General features: G+C 43.3%; 22 protein-coding genes and 1 riboswitch. Of the genes, 17 read left to right on the plus strand and 5 right to left on the minus strand.

Features of this window, described 5'->3' with window-relative positions; translation table 11 throughout:
• Positions 1 to 10: 10 nt before the first annotated feature.
• Positions 11 to 1,012 (minus strand): Gfo/Idh/MocA family protein, encoded by a 1,002-nt coding sequence (locus QFZ81_RS07015; RefSeq protein ID WP_307446320.1) that lies wholly within the window; start codon positions 1,010 to 1,012, stop codon positions 11 to 13.
• A gap of 131 nt (positions 1,013 to 1,143) precedes the next feature.
• Here QFZ81_RS07015 and QFZ81_RS07020 point away from each other — a divergent pair, with 131 nt between their 5' ends.
• Complete coding sequence (locus tag QFZ81_RS07020) at positions 1,144 to 1,989, plus strand: AraC family transcriptional regulator (protein WP_307602049.1); 846 nt, start codon at positions 1,144 to 1,146, stop codon at positions 1,987 to 1,989.
• On the opposite strand, the gene QFZ81_RS07025 is transcribed toward QFZ81_RS07020, so the two are convergent.
• Positions 1,978 to 2,793, minus strand: coding sequence for a glycosyltransferase family 2 protein (locus QFZ81_RS07025; protein WP_307602051.1), 816 nt, complete (start codon positions 2,791 to 2,793; stop codon positions 1,978 to 1,980). The genes QFZ81_RS07020 and QFZ81_RS07025 overlap by 12 nt on opposite strands.
• Positions 2,794 to 2,929: 136 nt before the next feature.
• On the opposite strand from QFZ81_RS07025, the gene QFZ81_RS07030 reads away from it, so the two are divergent.
• The 7 genes from QFZ81_RS07030 to QFZ81_RS07060 all read left to right on the plus strand — a co-directional run bounded on the left by QFZ81_RS07030 (position 2,930) and on the right by QFZ81_RS07060 (position 10,813).
• Positions 2,930 to 5,377, plus strand: coding sequence for an HAD family hydrolase (locus QFZ81_RS07030; protein WP_307602053.1), 2,448 nt, complete (start codon positions 2,930 to 2,932; stop codon positions 5,375 to 5,377).
• Positions 5,378 to 5,487: 110 nt separating this feature from the next.
• Complete coding sequence (locus QFZ81_RS07035; RefSeq protein WP_307446307.1) at positions 5,488 to 6,291, plus strand: VanW family protein; 804 nt, start codon at positions 5,488 to 5,490, stop codon at positions 6,289 to 6,291.
• Between the two features lie 86 nt (positions 6,292 to 6,377).
• Entirely contained in the window at positions 6,378 to 6,998 is a 621-nt protein-coding gene (locus tag QFZ81_RS07040) for a DUF2238 domain-containing protein (protein WP_307446305.1), read from the plus strand.
• Positions 6,999 to 7,162: 164 nt separating this feature from the next.
• Entirely contained in the window at positions 7,163 to 8,248 is a 1,086-nt protein-coding gene (locus QFZ81_RS07045; protein WP_307602055.1) for a lactonase family protein, read from the plus strand.
• Positions 8,249 to 8,585: 337 nt separating this feature from the next.
• On the plus strand, positions 8,586 to 9,035 hold the full coding sequence (locus QFZ81_RS07050; RefSeq protein ID WP_307446301.1) for a MarR family winged helix-turn-helix transcriptional regulator: 450 nt from the start codon (positions 8,586 to 8,588) through the stop codon (positions 9,033 to 9,035).
• The gene (locus QFZ81_RS07055) at positions 9,032 to 10,300 is read left to right on the plus strand and encodes an MFS transporter (RefSeq protein WP_307446298.1); all 1,269 of its coding nucleotides are present in this window, start codon (positions 9,032 to 9,034) and stop codon (positions 10,298 to 10,300) included. Before QFZ81_RS07050 ends, QFZ81_RS07055 begins: the two co-directional genes overlap by 4 nt.
• A 114-nt stretch (positions 10,301 to 10,414) precedes the next feature.
• Positions 10,415 to 10,813: a hypothetical protein gene (locus QFZ81_RS07060; protein ID WP_056836124.1), complete on the plus strand. Its 399-nt coding sequence runs from the start codon at positions 10,415 to 10,417 to the stop codon at positions 10,811 to 10,813.
• A gap of 111 nt (positions 10,814 to 10,924) precedes the next feature.
• Here QFZ81_RS07060 and QFZ81_RS07065 read toward each other — a convergent pair whose 3' ends face one another.
• From QFZ81_RS07065 to QFZ81_RS07075, 3 genes are all read right to left on the minus strand, one after another.
• Positions 10,925 to 11,287 (minus strand): LytTR family transcriptional regulator DNA-binding domain-containing protein, encoded by a 363-nt coding sequence (locus tag QFZ81_RS07065; RefSeq protein WP_307446293.1) that lies wholly within the window; start codon positions 11,285 to 11,287, stop codon positions 10,925 to 10,927.
• A gap of 181 nt (positions 11,288 to 11,468) precedes the next feature.
• Positions 11,469 to 12,893 (minus strand): NAD(P)/FAD-dependent oxidoreductase, encoded by a 1,425-nt coding sequence (locus QFZ81_RS07070; RefSeq protein ID WP_307446290.1) that lies wholly within the window; start codon positions 12,891 to 12,893, stop codon positions 11,469 to 11,471.
• Positions 12,894 to 12,951: 58 nt separating this feature from the next.
• Positions 12,952 to 13,050, minus strand: a riboswitch (purine riboswitch).
• A 74-nt stretch (positions 13,051 to 13,124) separates the two neighbouring features.
• Positions 13,125 to 14,867: a sensor histidine kinase gene (locus tag QFZ81_RS07075; protein WP_307446287.1), complete on the minus strand. Its 1,743-nt coding sequence runs from the start codon at positions 14,865 to 14,867 to the stop codon at positions 13,125 to 13,127.
• Between the two features lie 82 nt (positions 14,868 to 14,949).
• On the opposite strand from QFZ81_RS07075, the gene QFZ81_RS07080 reads away from it, so the two are divergent.
• The 9 genes from QFZ81_RS07080 (at position 14,950) to QFZ81_RS07120 (ending at position 26,262) form a co-directional block, all read left to right on the plus strand.
• A complete protein-coding gene (locus QFZ81_RS07080) occupies positions 14,950 to 15,684 on the plus strand; it encodes an MBL fold metallo-hydrolase (protein ID WP_307602057.1) in 735 nt (244 codons plus the stop codon).
• Between the two features lie 263 nt (positions 15,685 to 15,947).
• The gene (locus QFZ81_RS07085; RefSeq protein ID WP_307446282.1) at positions 15,948 to 16,607 is read left to right on the plus strand and encodes a FusB/FusC family EF-G-binding protein; all 660 of its coding nucleotides are present in this window, start codon (positions 15,948 to 15,950) and stop codon (positions 16,605 to 16,607) included.
• A 545-nt stretch (positions 16,608 to 17,152) separates the two neighbouring features.
• Entirely contained in the window at positions 17,153 to 18,475 is a 1,323-nt protein-coding gene (locus QFZ81_RS07090; protein WP_307446279.1) for an ABC transporter substrate-binding protein, read from the plus strand.
• Between the two features lie 69 nt (positions 18,476 to 18,544).
• Entirely contained in the window at positions 18,545 to 19,444 is a 900-nt protein-coding gene (locus QFZ81_RS07095) for a carbohydrate ABC transporter permease (RefSeq protein ID WP_307446275.1), read from the plus strand.
• A 6-nt stretch (positions 19,445 to 19,450) separates the two neighbouring features.
• Positions 19,451 to 20,281, plus strand: a complete 831-nt coding sequence (locus QFZ81_RS07100) for a carbohydrate ABC transporter permease (RefSeq protein ID WP_307446271.1) — start codon at positions 19,451 to 19,453, stop codon at positions 20,279 to 20,281.
• A gap of 30 nt (positions 20,282 to 20,311) precedes the next feature.
• Positions 20,312 to 21,358, plus strand: a complete 1,047-nt coding sequence (locus QFZ81_RS07105; protein WP_307602060.1) for a glycoside hydrolase family 43 protein — start codon at positions 20,312 to 20,314, stop codon at positions 21,356 to 21,358.
• Positions 21,359 to 21,556: 198 nt separating this feature from the next.
• Entirely contained in the window at positions 21,557 to 22,879 is a 1,323-nt protein-coding gene (locus tag QFZ81_RS07110; protein ID WP_307602062.1) for an ABC transporter substrate-binding protein, read from the plus strand.
• Positions 22,821 to 24,662 carry a cache domain-containing sensor histidine kinase gene (locus QFZ81_RS07115; RefSeq protein WP_307446266.1) on the plus strand — a complete coding sequence of 614 codons (1,842 nt, stop codon included), beginning with the start codon at positions 22,821 to 22,823 and terminating at the stop codon, positions 24,660 to 24,662. Before QFZ81_RS07110 ends, QFZ81_RS07115 begins: the two co-directional genes overlap by 59 nt.
• A complete protein-coding gene (locus QFZ81_RS07120) occupies positions 24,655 to 26,262 on the plus strand; it encodes a response regulator (protein ID WP_307446263.1) in 1,608 nt (535 codons plus the stop codon). Before QFZ81_RS07115 ends, QFZ81_RS07120 begins: the two co-directional genes overlap by 8 nt.
• The last annotated feature ends 1 nt before the right edge of the window (position 26,263 follow it).

Below are 26,263 nucleotides of genomic sequence, written 5' to 3' on the forward strand. Positions count from 1 at the left end.
TTAAAAATGATTATTGATTAATCACAATTCGCGAGCGCTCTCTAGCTGACTTCAGACACGCATCAATCACTTTCATGTTGCTAATAGCATCACTCGCTGGGAAGCGAGGTGCTTTCTCACCCCAAGCAGCATAAGCCATGTCGTCCGCTTGCAGTGAATATTGGTTCAGGAAGGGAACCTCTTCTTCACGTTGATCATTTCCTACAAATACTTTAAAGTGACCAGATTCTTCAGTTGGCGTTATAAAAGCCGAAGGGATTTCAATGCGTCCCAGCGTACCTAACACTTCAATCTTATTTCGGAAAGCGGCCCACATCCCGCAGTCAAAGGTTAGCGCAACATTGCCGCTAAATTCAACTAAGCCGGACATCATCATATCGACATCATCATGCTCAGGTGAGAAGAAAGCATGGGTGGTTACAGCCTCAGGTTCTCTGCCTAACAGCATTCTTGCTGCACTTAATGGGTAACAGCCTACGTCATAGACCGCGCCGCCCCCCCACTCGCGTACGAAGCGAACATTTTTGCTATCACCCGGATTACAGAAGGTAAAAACACCATGAATTCCGCGAATATCACCGATTTCACCCGAGTCCATAATGGCTTTGATCCGCTCGTACCGCGGGTGGTGTCTATACATGAAGGCTTCAGCAAACAGCACCCCGGCTTGTTCGCAAGCCGTGACCATTTCTTGAACATCATCTGCCGTAAGAGAAGCTGGCTTCTCGCAAAGTACATGCTTACCAGCCTGGGCAGCACGAATCGTCCACTCTTTGTGCAGATGGTTCGGAAGCGGTATGTATAAGGCATCAATATCCGGATCCTCGATCAATTCTTCATAACTGCCGTAAGCCTTAGGAATATCTAGCTTAGCAGCAGTTTCCTGTGACTTCTGCAAATTGCGGCTGGCAATAGCGCTTACAATACCAGTTTGAGACTGCTTGATACCAGGAATACAAGCCTTAATGGCAATATTGGCGCAACCTAAAATCCCCCAACGAAGCTTTGTCATTACAGCACTTCTCCTTTTATAAAATATTTAATAACGGTATATTGTTATTATAAAACGAGTTATTTAAAATGAATATGATAATATATTGCACCTAGTATCGGAATATTGTCATTAGAAGGGGATGCGTAAAGATGCAAAGGCATGTCATGCTGCCAAGGCTGCAGCAATCTTCTCATTTCATTTTTCCAGAATCAGTTGGCTGGTATCGGGATCTCCCCAATCATTCTGTCTATCGATCCGAAAGGTTATGCGAGACTTTTAGCTTGCATTTCATCGTTTCAGGTAAAGGGTACGTCGAAATTGAGGGGGAACAGTATCCCATTCAAAAAGGGGATGCTTTTCTGTATTTTCCGTACCAAGAACAAAAATACTACAGCTCGAAGGAAGATCCTTGGGATGTCCGATGGGTTCATTTTGATGGAAATCATATTAAGGAGTTTATGCTGGAAAGAGGATTTCTGCGTACCTTGTGGACGTTAAAGCGATGGAATGAGCTTGAAGAAGCGTTTCACGAACTGCTGCTGGAGGCGGAGACGAATAACATTCTTCGGACAACAAATCTCTCGACGCTGACGTATAAGATATTGTGCGAATTCATGAGCTATGCGGCGCCTTTAACGGGAAATCGCGGGATGGAATCCGTGGATCGCATTCTCGCCTTACTTCCCTCGATGCAGCAAAAAGCCTGTGAACCGTTCATCTTGGAAGAGTGGGCGGAGCTCACAGGCGTAAGCACTTACTATTTCTGCAAATTGTTTCGTAAAGCCATGTCGATGACACCGCTCTCCTTCATTACTCTTTGCCGTATTCAATTCGCTAAGCAGCGTTTAATTGAAAAGGAGAACTGGCCGATCAAAGACATCGCCAAGGAGTCAGGTTATGCCAGCGCGAGTTATTTCAACCAGCGGTTTCAAGAACATGAAGGAATGACGCCAAGCGAGTTTCGAAGCTTCTATGCCAAAAGCTTATTTGGATAGGCGAGAACGAATTGGTTTCCCGTCCCAGATGATTTCGGTCACGGCTTGGCGCGCTTTCACTTCCGGTTCTTCCAGCAGGAGGAAGAAATTTTTCGTAGGCAATTCACCGAGTTGATGCTTGGCTGAAAGCATGTCCAAATAAGGACGCATATTGTCTAACTGACCGGACATGTTGCTGCTGCCTTGCTGAGAGAATGCATAGAGTACACTGGCTATTGGCGCACGTTTCACGCGGAATTGTTCGGCTGCCCGTAAGAAGAAATCCCAGTCCCAATAATGAAATACGTCCGTGTCAAAAGCGCCCAGTGCGTTGATAACCTCGGGACGAAATATACAGCCGGAAGAGAAGAAGGTCGAAAACCTGCGCATCGCAGGCACATCGAATTCATAAGCAAATACGAACCGATCTGTGATGGAACGGGCGTTATTTTCATATACGTAATCGAAAATTTCTACGTCTGGATAGACGAGATCATAGCCTTCAATTTCTTGCAGCATGCGCTCGATATGGATCGGGAGCAGCAGATCGTCGTCATCACAGAGCATGATGTAATCGCCTTTCACCTCTTGCAATCCGCGGTTGCGCGCATGAACGTGCTTCAAGTTTTGCGGCATATTGACGATCTGAATAGCCAGTTCCGGATATAATTCCTGAATGAAATCGACAGAGGGGCCGCAATCGTTAACGATGATGATTTGCAGGTTTTTATACGTTTGGCGGTATAATGATTCTGCGAGCTCAGCGAGTTCAATTTGGCGATTATACGTAGGGATAATGATGGACACTAATGGCTGATAGGACATGAAAAAGCGCACCTCCGAATTATGGTATTTTAAGCTTACCTCAATTTCGGTGTACTTCTCAAATATAAGTAATAAAGAATAATTAAGATTACGCTTACGAAGCCAGTTTTCTTCGAAAACTTTAAGGAGGTTCCTAATGCTTGAAGTACCGCATACAAGTATAAGCTTTACCGATCTTCATTTATGGAAAAAAGATCGCTTTCTAAGCGCTTTGATTGGTGATATCGACGCCGTTGCGCTGCTCAGTTTGGATATTTTCGATACGCTATTATTTCGTACATGTGCAAATCCCTCTGACATTTTTGTTCTTGTTGCTGAAAAAGCACACCGTATTGGCTGCCTGAAAGCGTCCTTAACGCCAGCTGCTTTCAAAGAGATGCGGATTCGTGCTGAGAACAATGCACGAGATCGGCAATCTGTTTTAACGGGCTTTGGCGAGGTCACATTGGAAATCATTTATGCTGAGATGCCTGAAGGAATCTGTATCAAGGATAAGATGGCTCAAATAGAAGTCGAGATCGAAGCGGAAGTTTGCTATGTAAACCCGCATGTGGCGTCATTGTTAGCTGCTTGTAAAAGCAAACAGATCCCGATAGCCTTGCTATCGGATATGTATTTATCCTCAGAGCAGCTGCGCTGGATTCTTGCATCAGCAGGTCTAGATTTATCAAGTGTGGATACGCTGCTTGTTTCTTCGGAGGAGCATGAAGGGAAGTCATCGGGACATTTATTCGCCCGGTTGAAGGAACTTTACCCACAGATCGAGAGTCACGCTATTGTGCATATTGGTGACAATATAGCCGCAGATGTGGAAGGTGCCTCCAAAGAAGGGATAAGGAGCGTACACTACAATGTCGTTCCTGAATATTTCGAGAGCTTGCATCACTGGGAATATGTTAGACATGGACATGTACTGCCGGAATGGAAATCCTTGCGGAAGTTAGCGGAAGCCTCGGATATGACGGTAGGAATGGGCGAGCTGGGCCGGGTATTTTATAATTTGGGTACCAGTGTAATAGGACCATTCTTGCAAGCCCTGTGCGAATGGGTCATTGATCAATGCGTGGATGAAGGCATCCGGACAGTACATCCTTTGATGAGAGAAGCCTATTTGTTAGCTCCGATGCTTGAAAATGCTGCGCGTATTCGAGGTATTGACCTCCAGATTAAGCCGATCTATGTTTCCAGACAAGCTACTTTTTTGGCAGGACTGGAGTGTTTTGGTGATGATGAGCTAGCGTCTTTGCTAGGTATTCACGGTTTGAAATTAGGCGAGCTTTTCGAGGTGCTTGATATCAGCGAGGAAGGCGTTCATTTTGAAGCATTTTTGGAGGAAAGAATTGAGAATTGCAAGTATATAATAAGTGAAAATGGAAGCTCAATCAATGATCAAGTTAGGGCTTTTCTACGAAGTGCACCCATACAAACTAAAATTTTGGCGTCTGTGCAGCGGCATAGGCAGCTTTTTGTAAGTTATTTGAAGCAAGAATTCGGTTCGCCTGAACGGTTGGTAACGGTCGATATTGGCTTTCATGGAACCATTCAGAAATCACTGGAAAAAATCGTGAGATTAGCAGGACATAAGCCGCAAATGACGCATTTGCTTGCTGTTGGCGCTAATCGGCTGGATGAGCTGAGCATGCATGGTATGGATATCCGTAGTATGCTGCGCTCGGGTAGCGTGGGAAGTGATGAGGGGAAACGTATCGCAAGGACGCCTGCCTTTCTGGAGGAGCTCATGATGGGGGATTTCGGTTCGACGCTGCGTTATGCTGAAGGTGAGCTCGGTCAAATCAGACCGATTATGGCAGTGCTGAAACGTTCTGACGAAGAGTACGCGATGAAACGAGCGTGTCAAGAAGGGGCAATGGCGTTCCAAGGTTATTATGCCTATCTGCTGCAGCAGAAAGAGGGGCGATTGCAGCGCGCATCCTTACAGCCAGTAGAGTGGAGCAAGCCGCTGCACCGTGTTCTCGATATGCCGAGGCCCGAGGAAGCGAGATTGTTGGGGGATTTGACGCATCAGGACAATTTCTGTACGGAGTACATTGCACCGATTTGTGAAGATGTGGCGGAAGAATGGTTCGTGCAAGGGCCAGAAGCATTTCTGAATAGCTGTAACTATGGGCCGTCGATCTTGAATGCGAATTGGCCGCAGGGCCTTGTGACTAGACGTTTTCCTTATTATATATATAAATTCTATTTGCGGCTTCAAGATGGGTTCGGCAGCCAGGTGATGTTGTTTGAGACAATCCAAAGGGTGAAAGAGGATGGCTTAGGAAATATTCATCTTTATGGAACGGGGGCTTTTGCCGAGCAGGCCTTGAAGATGTCTTGGTTTCATGGTCTTCAGATTCGTTACTGGATTGATCCGCTTGTGGGATTGGATGCGGCGCCTTGGGGGCGGTTTGCTTATGTTACTTTGGAACAGGTGAGGGATGGGGGGATTGGAGATGAGAAAGGAACTGCCCCTCACGCTTTCTTGATCGCGACGTTATCTGATATGAAGGAATATAAGAACCATATTTTGCGTGTATATCAGGGTAGTGGGGTAACGCCGATCTTTTACGAGCTTCGTCCTTAAAAATTACACCTAAAGTCATTGAACCAAATCGATGGATGGAACATCTTAATTAGTGATCTATTTGCTTGCAGGATGATCCTATTTTTGGTTGAAAAAGGAAGGTGAATGGGATGAAGCAAAAGTTACTTAGCTTGTTTCCCGTGCTTTACCGCTTGCGAATTGCTCAGTTAAGACTTAAACGGCACTTCTTAAATTTGAATCCATCGATTACTTATGCTAAGCATAGAGTTGACCATTCGTTTCCCTATACTTGCAAAAAACACCAATCCTTACTGCGAAGAAAGCTCGGTTCTTCCGATCCCATTTTACAAGAAAACAAAATTACAAATCTAAGGATTAGCGTTGGACGTATGGATGGCATTGTGATTCGACCGGGTGAAACCTTTTCCTTCTGGAAATTAGTTGGGAAAACAACGTCGGCTAAAGGCTACATTGAAGGTCTGCTATTATCGCAAGGCGGTGTGAAGCGAGGTGTCGGAGGCGGGATATGCCAGTTGGGCAATTTACTGTTTTGGATGGCTTTGCATACCCCACTTCAAGTCGTGGAGCGGCATCACCATAGCTTTGATCCATTTCCGGATGATCATCGGGTTCTGCCTTTTGGGAGCGGAGCGAGTGTATTTTACAATTATATAGACCTGCGCATTTATAATCCTACCCAGCATGCTTTCCAGTTCCGGTTGTGGCTGACTGATGAGCATTTGAAAGGCTCTGTACATTGTGACGTGCTTTTACCGCATGCCTACCATATGGAAGAGAGAAACCACCGTTTTCTTGAAAAAGATGGCCGGAAGTATCGTGAAAATGAGATTTGGCGCAAAGTGATTGATAAAAGAACAGGAAAGACTGCAGCGGAGGAACAAATGATACATAACTTCTCGGAAGTGAAGTATGACTTGTTCAATACGTCTTAAGAAGGTACTAGTTGAAGTTAGTACTTTTGGAAAAGATAATGGCGAGGTAACCTGAGTTTATAGGTAATAACAAGGGGGACTAAACCATGCAGACCATTTCATTCTCTAAAAATCGGTTTTTGCAAATGATGATCATTCTGTACGTAGGGATATGGATTTGGCTGGCGGTGGAGCCTTACAGCAGGTATGACTGGGTACTGGAAAACCTGCTGATATGGGCAGCGCTAATTGGACTTGTAAGTACGTATAAGTTTTTTTCATTTACAAATCTGTCTTATGCATGGATTGCTTTATTCCTGGTGCTGCATACGTTTGGGGCTCACTATTCGTATAACGAGAATTGGGTAGATGTTTGGTTGAAGCTAATTCTTCACTCGGAACGTGATCATTATGATCGCTTGGTACATTTTAGCTTTGGATTGCTCCTCGCCTATCCGATTCGGGAAGCGATGAGCGCATGGACGCGGCTAGGCAGAAAATGGCTTTATGTGATTACCTGTGTCATCGTTTTGGCGATGGGGGCTTTTTATGAGCTTATTGAAATGTGGGTTGCGCTGCTTGTGGCTCCTGAGATTGGAACGTTGTTCCTCGGAACACAAGGTGATCCCTGGGATACGCACCACGATATGGAGCTTGCTCTGTATGGAGCGGTGATTGCTATGGTTGTTACTGCGGTTTGGCGTAAAGTGCGGGTGGGTAGTAAGTAAAGAAAAGAAAGCAGGATTATGAGATTAAGTAGGGAAATGTGAGAGCAGGTTTATGAGATTAAGTACGAGAGAGAAAACAGGATTTATGAGATGAAATTGGAAATGAGTTCAGTTGATGAGACACTATTTATAGCAGAAATCGCTATCATGGAGGCTGGTTGCCAATGTCAGTAGGAGAACAGAACGAATTGTATGTCTATGTGGGTTCCTATACAGATGAGCGCAATGCAAATGGGATTTCATTGTATGCGTTCAATCCTTTGAACGGAGAAATGAGGTTGGTGGAATCGTATACGGATTTGCCAAATGCTTCGTTCCTTGCTCTGAATGATGCGCGGACGATTTTGTATGCGGTGAGTGAAACAGAAACGTACAACGGTCGTTTTGGAGGCTCCGCGGCAGCTTATGCGATAGAAGCCGGCACTGGGAGACTGGAGAAGTTGAATCAGCAGCCTACGGACGGAGCTGCTCCTTGTTATATTAGCTTGGACCATACTAACCGAACGGTGTATGCAGCGAATTACTCAAGCGGCAGCGTGACCGTTTATCCGGTAGAAGCGGACGGGCGGCTTGGCGAGCATACGCAATTGGTGAAGCACGAAGGCCTATTGGGGCCGCGAGCGGATCGCCAAGAGGCTCCGCATGCGCATTCGATTGTTCCGGCACCGAACAATCGGTATGCGATTTCAGCCGATCTGGGCCTCGATCGGCTGGTGGTTAGCAGCATAGACGCGGAGAGCGGCTTGCTTCTGCCGCATGGCGATACGGCGATGAAGCCGGGCGCAGGCCCGCGGCATTTGGTTTATAGCGCGGACAGTCAGTACGTGTACGCGATCAATGAGCTGGACAGCACAGTTACCGTGCTGGGCTATGAGGCAAACGCGGGAGTTCTGACCGCGCTGCAGAGCATTTCGACGCTGCCGGAAGGCTTCAGCGGCGAGAGCACATGCGCGGACATCCATCTCTCCGAGGATGGCCGCTATGTGTATGCATCCAACCGCGGATACGATAGTATCGCGGTTTATGGGGTTGACCGACAAAGCGGCACGCTTTCGGTCGTCGGTTGGCAGTCGACGCTCGGGCGGACGCCGCGGAACTTTGCCCTATCGCCGCAGGGGGAGTTCCTCCTAGCGGCGAACCAGGACTCGAACAGCATTACAGTATTCCGCATTGATGGGGAAACTGGAATGCTGCTTGAAACAGGGCAAACGGTAGCGGTATCGCGACCGGTTTGCATCAAGTTTCTTTAGGACATAGAGAGCGAGTACCCATGCAGCGTAAGCTGTTTGGGTGTTCGCTCTTTTTTTGTCCTGCTTGCAGAGTGCCAATTCCTGACTTGCTAAGGTTTTCGAGTACGATAGGCTCGGAAATCGACTTCTCAGCCTGCCAATTCCTGAAAAACATGCTTAATGACTCGAAAACTCCTACTCAAACAATACTCACTGATATAGCAGCAAATTTAGTAAGCAGCCGTAACAAACCAAAAATTAGTTGCACATGCAACTAATCAGGCATATACTAAAATAGTAGCAAGTGCAACGATTCGGAAGATCACTACTATTTTGCTCAAACAGAGGAGACATGTTTATGATCGAAAACAGGAATTCGATACCAAGGTGGGTCTCACTCATTTACCGTTACGGGCAAATGTATATTGGTGAGCATTTGAAGAAATACGACATCGGCAGAGGGCAGCATATTTTCATTAACGCGCTGTATAAAGAAGATGGTCTCACGCAAGAAGAGTTGGCGGATTATTTGAAGATTGATAAAGGTACGACTGCTAAAGCGCTTAAAAAGTTAGAAGAGCAAGGCTACATAACCCGCACGGTCAGTAAAAAAGATAAGAGATGCAACGAAGTTCATCTGACCGAGAAGGCGCTGCTGATTAAGGGTGATGTGCGGAAGGTGCTGACGGACTGGCGAGAACGTCTAACGTTCGGTTTAACGGATGAGGAGAAACAACTGGCTTTGACGATTTTGGAGAAGATGGGGGATAATGCGTCCCGTTTCGCAGAGGAGCAGGTGGAGCCATGAATATGAAGCTTGCAAGTTCGCTGTTTATCGATAAGCATTTTCATGCATTAACGCATCGTAATTATCGGTATCTTTGGTTAGGTCAGTGTGTATCGCTTATTGGAACTTGGATGCAAAATATTGGGCAGTCTTGGCTCGTTCTTACGATCACTGGCTCGCCTCTTAAACTTGGGATTGTTGCGGCATGTCAGTTCCTCCCAATTCTCTTATTTTCCTTGTTTGCAGGCATTATCGTCGATAAGTTTCCAAAGAAGAACATCCTGCTTGTAACGCAAACGGTCGCGATGATTCTAGCCTTTACATTGGCTATACTCGTCCTGACGGATACGGTAAAGTACAGCTATATCATTGTGCTAGCGCTGCTGCTGGGGCTTAATAACACGCTGGATATGCCAACGAGACAATCGTTTAATATAGAAATCGTGGGAAAAGAAGATCTGATGAATGCCATAGCTCTCAATTCAACGACATTTAACATGGCAAGAATCGTTGGTCCTGCGATTGGTGCAGTGATGATGGCTTGGCTAGGTGCAGGCTGGTGCTTCTTGCTCAATGGGGTTAGCTTTCTGGCTGTCCTGTATGGATTGTTTCATATTCAAGCCGCGCCCTATGTTCGGAAGAAGAACTCACGCGATGGAATAATGAAGGAAATTAAAGATGGAATTGTCTACATTGCGAGAGATCCTTTGCTAGCACAGACTGTGCTTCTCGTAACGGTGATCGGCACGCTTGCTTTTAACTTTAATGTACTCATTCCGGTTTTTACTAAAAGTGTGCTGCATATGGGAGAAACGACGTATGGCACGTTAATGTCATGTCTGGGTGTGGGTTCTTTCGCGGGGGCTCTTACGATGTCATTTCGCAGTAAGCAAGGGCCAATGATGAAATTAAGTATTGTAGCCAGTTTGGTAGTTGCGGTTTGTTTGGTTTTAAATGGACTAAGCACTTCCGTTTGGGTGTGCGGTGGATTGTTAGCTTTAACCGGATTTTTCAACATCATATTTGCAACGAACAGTAATTCTTCCCTTCAGATGCATGCTAAAGAGGAGTATCGCGCACGCGTAATGAGTGTGTATTCACTTGTATTTGCGGGTTCCACGCCGATAGGAAGTATATTTGCTGGTTTTGTAGCTGATCGATATGGTGCGAATGGGGCTTTTGTCTGTTGTGGCGTGTTAACTGGTGTGCTATGTCTGATTATTATTTGGAATTATAGGAAGAAATCTGCTAAAAAATCTCTTGGGGAGATAGGAACTGCATCATAAATGAGAGGGAATGTTATTTTTTATTGCAAAAATAACCATTTTTTGGATTGTCAATTGTTGGTGTATCCGCTACAATATGAGTTATATTCATGTCGTTATTGGGGAGGGAATCTTGTGCTGGGTTTTTTGAAAAAATGGATGCATACACCAAAGCAGGAACCTACGAACGCTGTGGATTATAAAACGATGGAAATCGACGTTGTTATCAAGTGCTTTGTGTCGGATAAAGACAAGCCGTTTCGTGTGATTTTTAAAGTGGAGAAACAAGGCTCATTCTTTTCCAAAGATATTTTCGTGAAAAATGTGGATATTAAGACACCCTACGAACTGGTTTATAACTTCTCCACACTTGGAATGAACTATGAAGAGCTGAAGAAGTACGAAAGCACAGATCATGCTGAGTACAGCTTTGCGACTTTGGAAGAAGCCAAAAAGGTGAAAGATACAACAGTCGACTACATACGCTTTCTTATCCGTGAGCATCAACAAGAAACACTCGCAAAAATTTCATAGGATTCAACCAAAAAGGAGCTAGCGTGATTCTCGTTAGCTCCTTTTCTGTATAACCTCGTGGGCCGCTGTAGTTTGGTATTGGTATAACACTGCGCCTCAAGGAATGTTTCTTTATTTTGCTGATTCACCTGCAGCTGCTTCCGTTTTGTGCTGCTGCACGATTTCTTTCAGTCGGAATTGGCGAAGCTTCGTAATCGATGCAAATTTGGAATCAGCACCCTTGATTTCGAAAAATACTTTGCCATCCTGAATCTGTAGAATTTTTCTTGTGTTCACATAGCAATCCGTATTGACCTTGAAAAAGGAGCTATTTGTAGTAATTTCTTGAATTTGCTCAGTGGTCATGCGTTTTTTAATGTGATAGTTTTTCCCATGGAAAGAGACTAGCCCATGTTCTCCGACTCGGAAGTACATAATATCCTTCTCCAGTGCGAATTCCTCATAGGTGTTTCTTGTTTCGAGCGCTACATTCATTTTGTAATCCCCCTTTTAAAATGATAACGCTTACATTGAGAACGTTTTCATCTTACCATATTTTAAAAGAGATTTAAAGTAGTTTTAAAGGTAAAATTACCAAAGGACCTAACTATAATGAGTTAGATCCAATAGTTAACAGCAGATTTTGACGAAAGAAATCGTATTTCCCCGGAAATAATTAGACGACTACGTTGCGCGCCACCCAGACACCAGCAGCCCCAGCTTGAGCCAAGCCTCGTGTAATTCCAGCCCCGTCACCGCCACAGAACAAGCCTTGTATCTCGGTTTCGAAGCTTTCACTAAGTTTAGGTCGAGCGGAATAGAATTTCGCTTCAACCCCATAGAAAAGAGTATGCTCTGAAGCTATACCTGGCGTTACCTTTTCAAGTGCATGAATCATTTCAATTAAACTTTTCATTGTATTGTAGGGAAGTACAAGTCCTAGATCACCAGGAACAGCTTCTGATAAAGTCGCCTCAAGGAAGCCTTCGCGAATCCGATCAGCCGTTGACCTGCGTCCACGCATGATGTCCCCAAATTTCTGCACGATCACACCGCCGCTGGATAAGTCATTCGCATGTTTACATATTTCACGCGCATATTCATTCGGCTTATCGAAAGGCTCAGTAAATTTATGAGAAACGAGCAGGGCGAAGTTCGTATTACTAGAACCTAGTGCTGGATCCTTGTAAGAGTGGCCGTTCGCTGCCATGACGCCGCTGTGATTCTCGACCACAACATGACCGGATGGATTGCTACAGAATGTACGTACTCGTGTCCCCACTGATGTATTATAAATAAACTTACCTTCATAAAGATGCTCGTTGATTTCGCGCATTACGACATCCGAGGTTTCTACGCGGACGCCTACGTCGACTTGATTGTTATACATTTTGAGTCGGCGCTTTTTGAGCACTTGCGTTAACCACGCAGAACCGTCTCTACCCGGCCCTAACATTACTTGTTTACTATGAATATCTGTACCATCCTTCATACGAATGCCTTGGATAACATGCTTGTCTTCCCGTTTGAAAGTTAGAATATCTTCAACTTCAGCTTTGAACTGCATATCGATACGTGTTTTCAAATATTCATAGATGGATTTCAAAATCATTAAGTTTTGTTCGGTTCCCAGATGTCTAACCTGAGCGCGAAGCAGCTTTAAACCTGCAGCATAGGAGCGCTGTTCAATATCTTTTACGGCCTCAGTCGTAGGGTCCGTAATGTTCTCGGTTGCACCATGCTGTAGATTAATGCCATCCACATAACGAATCAGATCGATCACTTTGGTTGGTGCCAAATAATCCGTCATCCAGCCGCCGAATTCGGTAGTGATGTTGAATTTGCCATCGCTATAAGCGCCCGCACCTCCGAAGCCAGCCGTAATGGAACAAGCAGGAAGACAGCCAGAGAAGTCCTTTTTGCCTGCCGGGGGAGGACATAGCTTGATTTTACTTTCCAGGATCGGACAACTGCGATGGTATATATCATGGCCTTTGTCTACGAGCAATACTTTAGCTTTAGGGTGAAGCAGTGTCATTTCATAACAGGCAAAAATACCGGCAGGTCCTGCACCAACAACGATAAAATCATATGTTTTCATTGCAATCTCCTCTGGATTATTCATTTTTGGACACAAAAAAACCCAGCCACACGGGTATGCGAAAGCAAGTACCCGTCGTAGCTAGGAAGTTATGGCTCCCTCTAGAGACCCTTAAGCCAATCCTCAAGGATATACGAACGATTTATACGTATGTGGCTATTACTTACCGACTTGACTATCATAATACGAACATTAAATGATGTCAATTAGATAATGTTCGTGTAATCTTCTTTATACAACAATGGAAATCGTAAAGCTGGTTTCGGCTTCTGAGCTGCTGACATGAACGGTTCCGTTATACTTGTCCACTAGTTTTTTGACAATGCTCAAACCTAAGCCGGCGTGGAGTCCGGATTCTTGTTTCGTAGAAAAGCCAGGATCGAATATACTTTTTAGACGATCGCTTGGGATAGGTTCACCGTTGTTGATCACCTTGAATGTAAGTAAATTTCCTTCCAAAACACCAATTAAGTTGACTTCTTTGTCCTCTGCCTTTTTGGAAACAGTAACGGCATCAAATGCGTTATCGATTAAATTGCTGATGATTCGAACCAAATCTGTCGCTTTGACAGCACCAAGGTTGATCTGATTTAAATTACTGACTTCATGAAAGAATGTAATTTTGCGCTCAACGGCCTGTATAGCCTTAGACTGAACAATCGCGCATAAAGCAGGCACGTTAATTTGAATAATGTCATTCAAAGCTGTCGTTTCACCAATAATCTCGGTGGTGTAACGATCTAATTCCGTATATTCTTTCAAATGAACGAGGGAATGTATTGTAGCAACATGATTATTGAAATCATGACGCTGTTCTTTCATGGAACGGAACAGTGAGCCGATATGATCAACGTAAACTTCTTGGATGCTTTCCGCGGTTGCTTCTCGATTCCGATTGATGAAGCGGATGCTCAGAATAACTAGGATGAATGCGATAAGTGCGGTTGATCCGATCAAAATGAGCAGGTTCACTTGCTGTTGTTGAATTGATTTTTGTACGGTTTCATAATCAGCTGTCAAACCGATAACAACAGGGGAATCCAGTTGAAGCGGAATGAACATTTTGAGATAGGTTTTTCCGTCGATCGTGGTGATAAGCTGCTTTGTTTGCTTCGATTGCATGACGGCTTGAACCATCTCTTGATCCCGATTATCTTTCATCGTATAGGATCCGAACAATATTTCCCGATCTGTGAACCAGATGTAGCCTTCCTTTTTATACTGTTCCTGCTGCTTCAGGAAGATCGGCGGATTGTAAACGGCAATTTCTTTGGCTCCATGGTTGGTGTAGCCATGAATCATTTCATTAATAACAGCATCCACACCCGTTTCCCGTTGATAATCTCGGAAGAACGTATCATGCACGTAGGGATCGAGAATATAATTCGTGCGGCCATCATAGTAATAGCCCCATTTGTCAACAAACTGGGGGTTTGTCATAGATGTATTCATGGGTCCTGACCAATAATGAGGCAGCGCTTGGCCGCTTTGTACATTAGTTTCTTTGGTGTCTAAAAGCTGATTGAACGCTTGAAACCAATCTCTGGACCATGTTTTGGTGCTCATGTTAATCTCCTTGGGCTCGGAGGATTTGTAGCCAATAATATCATCACCGCTTCGTTTCATTAGTGTAATATGATCGATCATTAACTCCTTACTTAGAACAGTAAGCTCTTCATTCGTCACTTTCTCAATGTCGGGATCGAGTCGGTATTGTGCTGCTAACGAGGCTGTACGCAGATTTTGGCCGATTAGGTTCTCTACGTATTTCTCACCAGTTTTGGAGTGTTTAATCGAGATGGTGACGTTATCTGCGATAAGCTGCAGCTTGGTTTCAAGTTCGGAAGTTAGCATCCTTTTGGTATAATAGTAGAATACGCTATCCGTAAGTAGTACAATAATTAAGGAAATCATTAGGATAAAGATGGAAGAGCGCAGGTGGATTTTTGGCTTCGGTTTATGTAGTTTGTTCATGTTATCCTCCTAATATGGCCATATCTATCAACTATCATAGTATAAAAATACATAGAATCACACACGAAAAATGGAGGTTTTTATGAAAATAACATTTCTGGGTTGCGGGGACGGTTTTAGTATCGAGCAAGGGCATAATAGTGCTCTTCTTACCTTTGAAAATACGAATTTATGTATAGATTTCCCTGAGTCTAATCACCTTGGGCTGCATCAATTGGGAATGAAGCTCAATCAGATCGAGCATATTTTTATCACTCATCTGCATGAGGATCACGTGAATGGCTTGCAGAAACTGGCTTTGTATCACCGGGTGTACCCGAACAGAATGAAGCCGAAGCTTTATGTACCTACCGGTTTAAAAGACGATTTGTGGCAAATCTTGCGCCACGGATTGGAGCTGACAACGCGGGGCAAGCGCGTGCTTGAGGACTATTTTGACGTCGAATGTGTGGACAATGCGTTTACGGTAGCGGGTGTGAAATTCGAACTTGTCCCTACCTTGCATGTGCCGGACATGCTTAGTTACGGTCTTCTATGCAATCCGTATTTTTACTTTAGCGGGGATACCAGAATGGATGAAAGCTACATTCGGAGTATCGCCGATGAGGTGCAAACCATTTATCACGAATGTCATATGCAGGATGATCAGCTGCCGTCGCATACGTCACTCGATGAACTGCTGAGTCTGCCGGAATCCATTCAAGCGAAGATGATTCTTATGCATTACGTGGATGATTATGTGCAGACGGATCGGCGGGAGAAGTTTCATCAGGTGTATAAGTTTCGGTTGGCTGAGCCTTTGCTTGGGTATATGTAGAGTGTCACGCCGATAAGCCTCAAGCGGTGTATAGCTTGCAGCAATTGAAGGACCTCCCTTATAATAGTTCTTACAAGGGAGGCGGTAAATATGGCAAATCAATTTGCCGGAATAAGTAACGACTCATGCAAAGCCTTTCATTAGGGCGATCTTTGCATGGGGTGATTTGGAAGTCGTGATCGCCCGAGAAAGCTTAAATCGTTTCTAATAATGGGGCTTTGCAACTTATTTTATTTTTATCAAAAATAAGGGGCTGAAAAGCAATGAATCAACCATTCATTAGAAACCATCAATATAATGATATCAAGAAGCAGGTCGGTCTGCTGCAAAGTACCTGTAATTCCGTTTCCGATCGGAAAGTGGTAGAGTCGGTGCGATATAACGCGCAAGACAAACTGAACGAGGTGTTTCCGGAAGCAAATGAGCTGCAAAAGCAAGCACTGGGGAATATAACGCTGCTGCAAACAGCAGAAGAGTTTCAGCGCTATTTGCGTTCTTTGGAGCCTTATTTGGCGGAATTTGCGCAAGTGACGGAAAATCAGCTGAAGAAGCTTTTTCCCAAAATCAAAAAATTAAAGGTGCCCGATTTAACGGCCATCGACTATCGGTACGTGACGTATCTCGGCTGGTCCGATATCGCGACGAATAAATTGTTCCTCGTTTATCATCTGAACGGGAAGCTCGTTGGAATTGAAGGGAAATATACGCCGACGAATAAGAAAGGCATTTGCTTTGTGTGTAATCGGCATGAAGAGGTTGCGTTATTTATGGCGGTGACCAAATGGAAGCCGGCAAGCGCTACGCCTGATTACTACAGAGCAATCGGCAATTACATGTGTGTGAACAGCGAGGCTTGCAACAAGAATATAACCGATGTTACCGTGTTGGAGAAATTCATACAGGGCGTGTTGATTGGTCCTTAATTGCCGCGCTGTATATAGATAATTAATAAAGAAGAAGCGGAAGCCGAAAGAGCGGTTTTCGCTTCTTTGCTATTGTATAGGGAATTATGATACTCGTGAGACGCCGAAACGGCGCTTAAAGCTGTAAGTTTTGATGTTTTGTGCGTTTGAGGAGCCGAAAAGCGTGCCGAAAGCGCCTTTTTGGCGCTCTCAGGCGGAGCTGAGGTTGCGTTGCAATTTCTATGTTATCTGAAAATATGTCCAATGGTCCTTGAATATCGTCATGGTAACGCTTTCTCAAAGTCATTATAGTTAGGTTGTGGTAAACAATAGAGCAACGGGGTGATGAGGTATAAGGAATTGTAAGGTTAATAAATGTTCTAATGGTACGGGGAGTTAATAAAAGAGCGATAAAAGGCTCCATTGGCGTGGGTTTTCCTTTTGATCGCTCGTCGGTAGTGAGACTGAATTCTTGCGAAATTCAATCGTCACTACAATTTTGACACAAATCGAGCTAGAGAAGCAAGTCCATTATTCTGTGTTCAAATTGAAGGGAGATTATATACATGGTTAAGATGAAAAGTTTTCAAATGTTGGGTTTAACCGGGCTATCCTTGGCAATGGTGCTATCAGGTTGTTCTTCAACTAAAACGGCGACTTCGTCTCCAGCTGCGGCAACACCAGCTGCTTCAGCGGCAGCTACCAAAGCGCCAGAACCTGCGAAAAGCGCGGAAAAAGTTACGGTAAACTTCTGGACGCCATTCTCAGGTAATGATGGTCCATTTATGAAAAAAATCGTCGACAATTACAATAAATCACAAGAAAAATATACCGTGAAAATGACGATTCAGCCAAATGCCGATTACTATAAACTGCTGGATACAGCGATCGCAACGAAAAAAGGAGTTCCTGATGTAGCGATCATGCATCTTGACCAAACGCCTACGTATATTGCTAAAGATTTGCTGCAGCCATTGGACGAAGTAGCAAAATCCGTTGGTGTTGAAAAAAGCAACTTCCCTGCTGCAACGGTAGATTACTCTACAAAAGATGGCAAATGGTACAGCATTCCTTTGGATGTTCATCCATTAATCATGTATTACAATAAAGATTTGTTCAAAGCTGCCGGTATTACAGCGCCTCCAACCAATCGTCAAGAATTTGTAGATGCTGCGAAAAAGCTTACCGATCCTTCCAAAGGTGTTTGGGGAGCGGCAATGCCAACTTTCTGGATTCAAAATTTCTTGTTCCCGACCATCCTATTCCAAAATGGCGGAAGCTTTTTAGATGATAAAGGGAATATTGCTTATAACTCACCGGCTGGTGTAGAAGCCGTTACATTTATGAGAAGCTTAACGACGATGAAAGTATCCCCTCCTACAGTTGCGCAAGATGGTGACTTCAACTTGTTCCAACAAGGGAAAAGTGCCATGCACTTCAATGGTCCTTGGTCCAAGGATGCTTTCGATAAAGCCAAGATCAACTATGGTGTTGCACCCGTTCCACAACTAGGAACCGTCAAACAGGCTGTTTTCGGCGGATCACACAACTTTGTCATTCCTAAATCAACGACAGATGCCAATGTTCTTGCAGGTGCCGGAGATTTCTTGAAATTCGTATCTGCCAATTCGATTGATTGGGCAGAGTCCGGTCAAGCAGTTGCTTCTAAAGTCGTACGTGACAGCGCGGCATTTAAAGCCATGACACAGCAACAAACAGAAGTTGCTAAGTCTTTTGATTATGTTCAATTTGCACCTAAAGTATTAAATTGGGGTCCAATTTCCGACAGTATTTGGACGGAGTTAGCGAATGCTTTGCAAGGTAAGAAGGATCCGAAAGCTGCGCTTGATGATGCAGCAGCCAAATCTACACAAGCGATGAAAAAGTAAGTCATAGTGAAAGGAAGGAAGACGGGTATCGTTTACCCGTCTTCAATTCTAAGTATAGGAGGGAATCCGTTGTCAACAACATCAAATTGGAAATCAAAGCTGACTTCAAGCTTATTCATATTGCCGTATTTTCTAGCCTTTTTATTGTTTACGCTCTTTCCAATCATTTATGGCTTTATCATTAGTTTAAAGCAATATAATTTACTGGATCCTGTACATCCGTTTGTTGGATTAGACAATTATAAGCAAATTTTTACGAAGGGTACGCAACCAAATGACCTCTTCTTCATTGGGATGAAAGCGACTTTGAAGTTTGTCGTCTTTTCGGTTCCATTTTTAGTTATTGTAGGTTTAGGCTTTGCTTTGCTGCTAAATGCACTTCCCGCAAAACTTCGGTCACTTTTTCGGTCGATTTATTTTATTCCCTATGCCGTTTCAGCAACGGTCATGGCCGTGATTTGGAAGCGAATGTTCGATGTTACCGGCGGATTTATCAATATGTTTATAGCAAAGCTGGGAATTCGTGAGTTCGACCCGGTTCCATGGCTGCTGGATAGCCCCTTCGTATGGTTCGCATTGGTTATTGCTACGCTTTGGTGGACTATTGGCTTTAACATGATCATTTTTGTGAATGCACTTAATGGCGTACCTGAGGATCTTTATGAAGCAGCCAAAATAGATGGAGCGAATGGCTGGGATAGACTTAAAAGCATCACAGTCCCGTTTATTAGACCTGTAATTATCTTTGTACTCATTACTTCGACCATTGCATCCTATAACGTCTTCGCCCAGCCCAATTTAATGATGGGGGATAAGGTTGAAGAGACGAAGGTTTTATTAATAGGTATTCTGCAAACGGCTTACACAGCCAGAGAAATTGGTTCTGCTTCTGCCATGGCTATTTTAATGGGATTAATGATTATGATTGTTTCTATTATTCAATTTAAAGTCACAAATAGAAAGGAGTAGAGGACGATGAAACCTTCGAAGATTTTTTATGTGCTGTTGGCTTCGCTGCTAGGCATCATTTTTATCCTTCCAATGCTATGGATGTTTTCAAATTCGTTTAAAACAGATGCTGAAGTGATGGCGCCTGTGTTTCATTTGCTGCCTCAAGAATTTACATGGGATAATTTCCATACGATTTTTGTGGGTGGCGATGTAGAGGTTCCTATTTTTCGCTGGATATTCAATTCATTTTTTGTGGGCTTTGCCGCAACGGTCCTGATTCTATTGCTGGATACTATGGCCGCTTATGCATTAACAAAGCTGGACATTCCTTTCAAAAAAACATTGTTTGCTTTATTCATAGGCTCATTAATGGTTCCAGGGATTATTTCATTCCTTCCTCAATATTTGAGTTTCAGTAATTTGAATTTAATTAATACGTATTATGTACTCATTTTACCGTATTCCGGCGGAGCTCTCGGTGTATTTTTGTTAATACAATTTTTCCAATCCTTTCCTCATGAAATTATTGAAGCTGCGAGAATCGACGGGGCTAATAAATGGCACGTGTTCACGTCCGTACTGCTGCCTTCTTCTGTTTCAATTGTTACAACACTCGCTATTTTCACATTTATGAGTGTTTTCAATGATTACGTATGGCCGTTCTTCACGGTCACTGATTTGGAAATGCGAACCCTTACAGCGGGAGTTGCCGTTATGGCAACAGGAAGCTTTACGGCATCCTATGGTAAATTAATGGCTCTAGCTACATTATCAACGATCCCAACATTAATTATATTTTTAATTGGTCAGAAGCAATTCATTCAATCCATTACAGCCACAGGGGTTAAACAGTAAAAAGGAACGCTGTCAAAGGTGGTTTTTCATATGCGCATGTTGATTGCTTTATTAGGTTGTATCCTGCTATTGGCGGGATGTTCGAAAGGGGTTGTAGAGGAAGCTGTGAAGGAAACCAATAGTACGGTATCGCCATCAAAGGAAGCGAAAACATTTACGAATCCCATACTAGACAACGGAGCCGATCCATGGGTCACTTCGAAGGATGGGACCTATTATTATACACATACAACGGGAAATTCGATTCGAATTTGGAAGTCGCAAACGTTAACAGGGCTTTCAAATGCTGAATATAAGGACGTCTGGTTTCCACCTGTTTCAGGACCTAATACTTCAAACATTTGGGCACCTGAATTACATTTTCTCAAAGGAAAATGGTATATCTACTATGCAGCAGATGACGGTCAGAATGAGAACCATCGGATGTTTGTGCTTGAATCGGAGACAGAGGATCCTCTAGGGAAATATATAGACAGGGGAATGATGGACACTTCTGGCAGATGGGCTATTGATGGAACAACGCTGCAAAAAGAGGATGGATCGTTATATTTCATTTGGTCGGGCTGGGAAGGTACGGTGAATGTAAGTCAACATTTGTACATTGCACGGATGAGTAATCCGTATACGATTAGCGGAAAACCAGTAGAAATCTCAAGACCCACCTATGACTGGGAATTGGTCGGGAATCCTACCATTAATGAAGGTCCACAGGTATTGATGCATAAGGATCAAATTTTTGTTATTTATTCGGCAAGCGGCAGCTGGACCGATGACTATTGTCTAGGGATGCTGAGTGCACAGATGAAAAGTGACTTGTTGAATCCTGCCTCATGGAAAAAACATGATAAAGCCGTATTTTCAAAAACAGATCAAGTATTCGGACCCGGTCATAACTCTTTTGCGAAATCACCAGATGGGAAAGAGGATTGGATTCTGTATCATGGCGCGAAAACCCAAGGCTCTGGCTGGAATCGCAACGTGCGTATGCAGCCATTTAAGTGGAATCAAGATGGATCGCCGAATTTTGGGACTCCGATTGCGGAAGGGATTCCAATTGCTGTACCTAGCGGTGAATAGAATTTGATAAAACAAGGTTGTCCTCAAGGTCTATGACCTTTTGGGATAGCCTTATTTTGTTTTCTGCTAAATGTGCGAATATCTGCCAATAATACCGAACCTAAAAATATGTCCATTACTGGAGTAATTAGGTCATTGGATTCACATGCCCTACTTTGTATAATTAAGAGATACTATATCTTAAATCGGGGGATTCAAGTGAGCGGTAAGCAGCGATCAAGATTAAGCGCCACATTAATCCTTATCCTAATGAGTTCTTTCACAATAAGCTGCAGTCCACAGCTGAATACCCATACAGAAGAAGCCAGCTCTAATAAGCTGAGAATCACCTTTTGGTCTCCGTTTAGTGGAGGCGATGGACAATTTATGGCCGAATTAATCCAGCAATATAATAACGAGAATAATGATCACGTTAAAATAGAACAGATCAACAATAATTCAAGTGATTATTATCCAAAGCTCTCAACGGCAATCGTGACAGAAGAAGCGCCTGATATCGCGATTGTTCACTCAGCCAAATATTCACAATATGCGCCTGCGGGCTTCTTGACAGATTTGAATGAACTGGCTGTCGAGGCCGGCGTTAATTGGAACGATTTTAATCCGACGATTTTGAAAAGCACGGTTGCCGATGATAAGCATTTGGGAATTCCACTAGATACGCATCTAGAAGTCATGTACTATAACAAAACTTGGCTGAAGCTAGCTGGCCTTCTAGATGAGAAAGAAAAGCCTATTTTATCCAATGGTGAAGAAGGATTCATTCAATTTCTACAAAAAATCCGCGCGAGTGTACCGGAACATATATCTCCTCTGGCTGAGCCTAATGTGCGAATTGACTCCTTCTGGTTGTGGTATTCCTTCTATAATCAGATGAGCATGGATGGGGGACGTTTCTATACCGACGATGGAAAAGCGGCAGCCATTGATAATACTTCTGCGCTGCAATCCTTGAAATTTGTGAACTCTCTTTATACCAGTAAGCTCATCCATCCTAATATTAACGATACGGTTCAAAACTTTGCTAAAGGCAACGCAGCCATATTAATTACAGGCGTTTGGGCAACAGGTACTTTTGAGAAAGCTGCAGATTTGAATTTTGGTGTTACAAAAATACCTCAGATCTACGATCATCCAGCGGTTTGGGGCGACTCCCACACGTTTTCTCTTCCCTATCATGAGAAGCCGGATAAGCAAAAGCAGATTGCAGCCATCAAATTTGCCAATTGGGTTGCGGCTCACGGTGCAAGCTGGGCGAAAGCCGGACATATTCCGGCTGTTAAGAAAGCCGTAGAATCGAAAGAGTTTCAGCAGCTTAAATATCGCCCTGACTATGCCAGCTCGGCGGATGATGTGAAATATTTTCCAAGTCAACCGCGACAGGGAACGATTAATGATGAACTTGTGCGTGAGTTTGAAAAGATGATGGTGGGTCAGTCAACACCACAAGAGGTGCTGCATAATGCGCAAAAGATTATTAATACCAATCTTCAGATTCAGCAGAATACAGCTCAAAAATAGGCTGCAGTGGATTAAAAACCTGCCTATTGCCGTTAAGCTTATTGTTATTAGCTTTATACTTATTGCCGTTCCGCTCGGGATTGCCAGCTATTTGACTTACACGAGCTATTCAGCATCCATTCAAAAAAACACCGGCAAATATCAAATGGACGTCGTGAAGGAATTAACAGCTAATATTGATACCTATATGAATGAACTCAATTTGTTAACTCTGTTGCCTTACCAATCGCAGCAAATATTGAAATATTTGGAGGCGGGCGGGCAGTCGGCTTCGAATCTTTCATTTAATGAAAGGGTGACGATTGAGGATTTCACGAAGCGTGTATTTGCGAATGGAAGATTGGATATTTCAGGGGTAACCCTTTATCGAGTTTCTGGCGGTACTTACTCAGCCATGTTGGAGGAGCAAGCCAATTATTCAATAAAAAGTGTAGAAGATGAACCATGGTATGAAAAAGTATCCAAAACAGGAAAAATCGTTTATATCGGTACCTTCAACAAAACTGCCTTAGACACAAATAACCAAGTGTATTCCTTTGCCAGAAAAATCCGCAGTGTAGATACGGGTAAGGTTCTAGGTTATCTAGTGCTGGATGTGGATAAGAATGTGATTCGTAACAAAATTGAAGCTATTTCCAACGAAAAGAAGAACATTATGATCGTCGATAACGAGGGATCGATGATCTATAAAAGCATGGAATATGGGATTGATTCTGATAAATTACTGCCATATAAAGGTGCAGGGACTGTTGTTTATAAGCAAAACAATGATACAGAGCTTTTATCCTACTATACTTCACCCTTCACGGGCTGGACGATGATCGAAATGGTACCGCTTGCCACTCTGCTTCAGGACACCGTTTATGTTAGGAACTATATTATCCTGATCGGAGCTGTTTGTTTGCTCCTTGCGTTCATCATTTTCACTATTTTCGCCCTGCGTATTACGAATCCGATTAGTGAATTGCGCAATTTAATGAAAAAGGTTGTTGTCGGAGACTTACATGTATCGATTCCCATCAGCAGCCGTGATGAGATTGGGCAGCTTAGTCAATCGTTTAATATCATGGTGTCAAAGCTCAGTGATTTAGGTTATCGTCTTTATGAATCGGAAATTAGAGAGAAGAATGCGCAAATATCTGCATTGCAAAGCCAAATTAACCCTCATTTTTTATATAATACATTAGGTTCAATTAGCATGTACGCAGAAATACAAGGCAACCGTGAAGTGGTTAAAATGACCAATAATTTAAGCAAGCTGCTGCGTTACAGCATCAATAGTCACAAAAGCCAAGTGCCGCTTAATATGGAACTAGAGCATGTAAAAGGCTATATGGCAATACAGCAAATTCGTTTTGAGGAAAAAATTCAATTCCATGTAAATATTGAGCCTGAACTGCTTTCCTATTCCGTTATTCGGTTTATTTTACAGCCGATCATTGAGAATAGTATTGTGCACGGAATTGATAAGGGGAATGGATATGGCAACATTATCCTTACAGGAAAGAAACAGGAAGATAATATGCTGATCACCATTCAAGATGATGGAGCAGGTATGAGCGCGGTGCAATTGCAAAATTTACTTGATAAAAAATTCGATTTGGCCTCATCTGAGGAAGGCACAGGCGGTCACGGTTTAATGAATGTACATCGAAGAATAGCCTTGCGCTATGGTAATCAGTATGGCATTAAGATAGAGAGCAGCCTTCAACAAGGAACAATCATATTCCTTACTTTACCGCTCATAGAAGATAATCTTGAAGGGGGTATAAGGGATGCCTAATATACTAATCGTAGATGACGAAGCGATTTTTCGTAAAGGCATTCGACTAATGATTGCAGAGATGCAATCTGAATGGATTGTTATTGGGGAAGCCATGGATGGCGTGGAAGCCTTAGAAAAAATAGAGGAACTACAGCCCGATTTGATTATTACAGATATCAAAATGCCACGGATGGATGGTATCCAGCTGCAGTATATCGTGAAGGAACGCTACCCGCAGATTGCATGTGTTGTGATGAGCGGGTATAACGATTTCCAATACGCTCGTGAATCCCTAAGATTAGGGGCAAAAGACTATTTAATGAAACCATTCGAAAGAGAAGAGTTATATGATTTGCTTGGCAAGCTGCAGGAAGAGTTGGCGCTAGAAAAGCAGCAAAGTAAAGTAAATGCCAAAGATAGACAAGTACAGAATCAAATGCGTCACCATATATTAGCCGGTCTACTAACGGGGAGCATTCATCATGCGGAGACAGAGCTGCTTGAGAATGTAGGAATTCTATTTCCACATCCTAATACTAGCTGTTTGGTTGCTAAGCTAGACCGAGATTCAGTAACGGATGAAAGATATTACCAATTGAATCCATCTTTGTTTTCCGTCTACATGCAGCAATTTATTCAGGAGAGCATCGACAAATCCTTACTTGGGCATGTCTTTATTTTACATGATAATGAGGTTGTCGCTTTAATCAATCATGAGGAAGGGGAATCCTCGTATTCGGAAATTGAGAAATTAACAAACCGAATCCGCAAGGAAATCCGCGGGCAATCCAATTTTACAATCACGTTTGGACTAGGCAGTCCTGCCAAGGACTTGGAATCAATTTCTAAATCCTACAAGGAAGCGGGATTAGCTTTATTGTACCGATTGGTTATTGGCGGAGACCGCTTGCTTTCTAGTGAGACCATAGCCGAGATGAAAATGGAGAAGTTCGAATGGCATTCCTCCGATTGGAACCTGCTCAATCAATTTGTCCAAGAAGGCGATTTGACTAATGTACAATACCAGGCAAGTCAATTTGTAACCAAGCTTTGTCAACAATGGCATGACCCAGAAATCATTCAACAGCAAATTTGCAAAATGCTGCTTCACTTCTACGAACTGGCAGTCAATTTGGCTGTGGTTAAACAGTGGCTGAAGGCTACCGATGTGAAGCAGGTGTTAATGGATATTTACTCCATTTCGTCCAGTAAAGAATTGATCGAACGCTGCCAGAAGCTGTTAGGTGATTTAAGTGTTTGCATTTCGAACCGCAAGAAAAAGTTTGTAACCAGTCCAGTTGAATTGGTTGTGCGATATGTCGAAGAACACTATGCTGAATCGATCACCCTAAACATGATGGCGGAAATCGTTTATCTGAATCCATCTTATTTAAGCAGCTTGTTTAAAAGCAAGCAAGGTCAGTCTTTTATCGATTTTCTTACGGAAAAGCGAATAGAAAAAGCGAAAACGATGCTGCTCTACTCGGATGAAAAAATTCAAGTGATCTCGGATTCAACGGGCTTTACGAATATTCGTCATTTCAATCGCGTGTTCAAAACGCTTACGAATCGAACCCCTACAGAATACCGTGAGGGTAAGAATATGGGATCGAATTAGG

The sequence above is a fragment of the Paenibacillus sp. V4I9 genome (assembly GCF_030817295.1).
Classification (GTDB): Bacteria; Bacillota; Bacilli; order Paenibacillales; family NBRC-103111; genus Paenibacillus_E.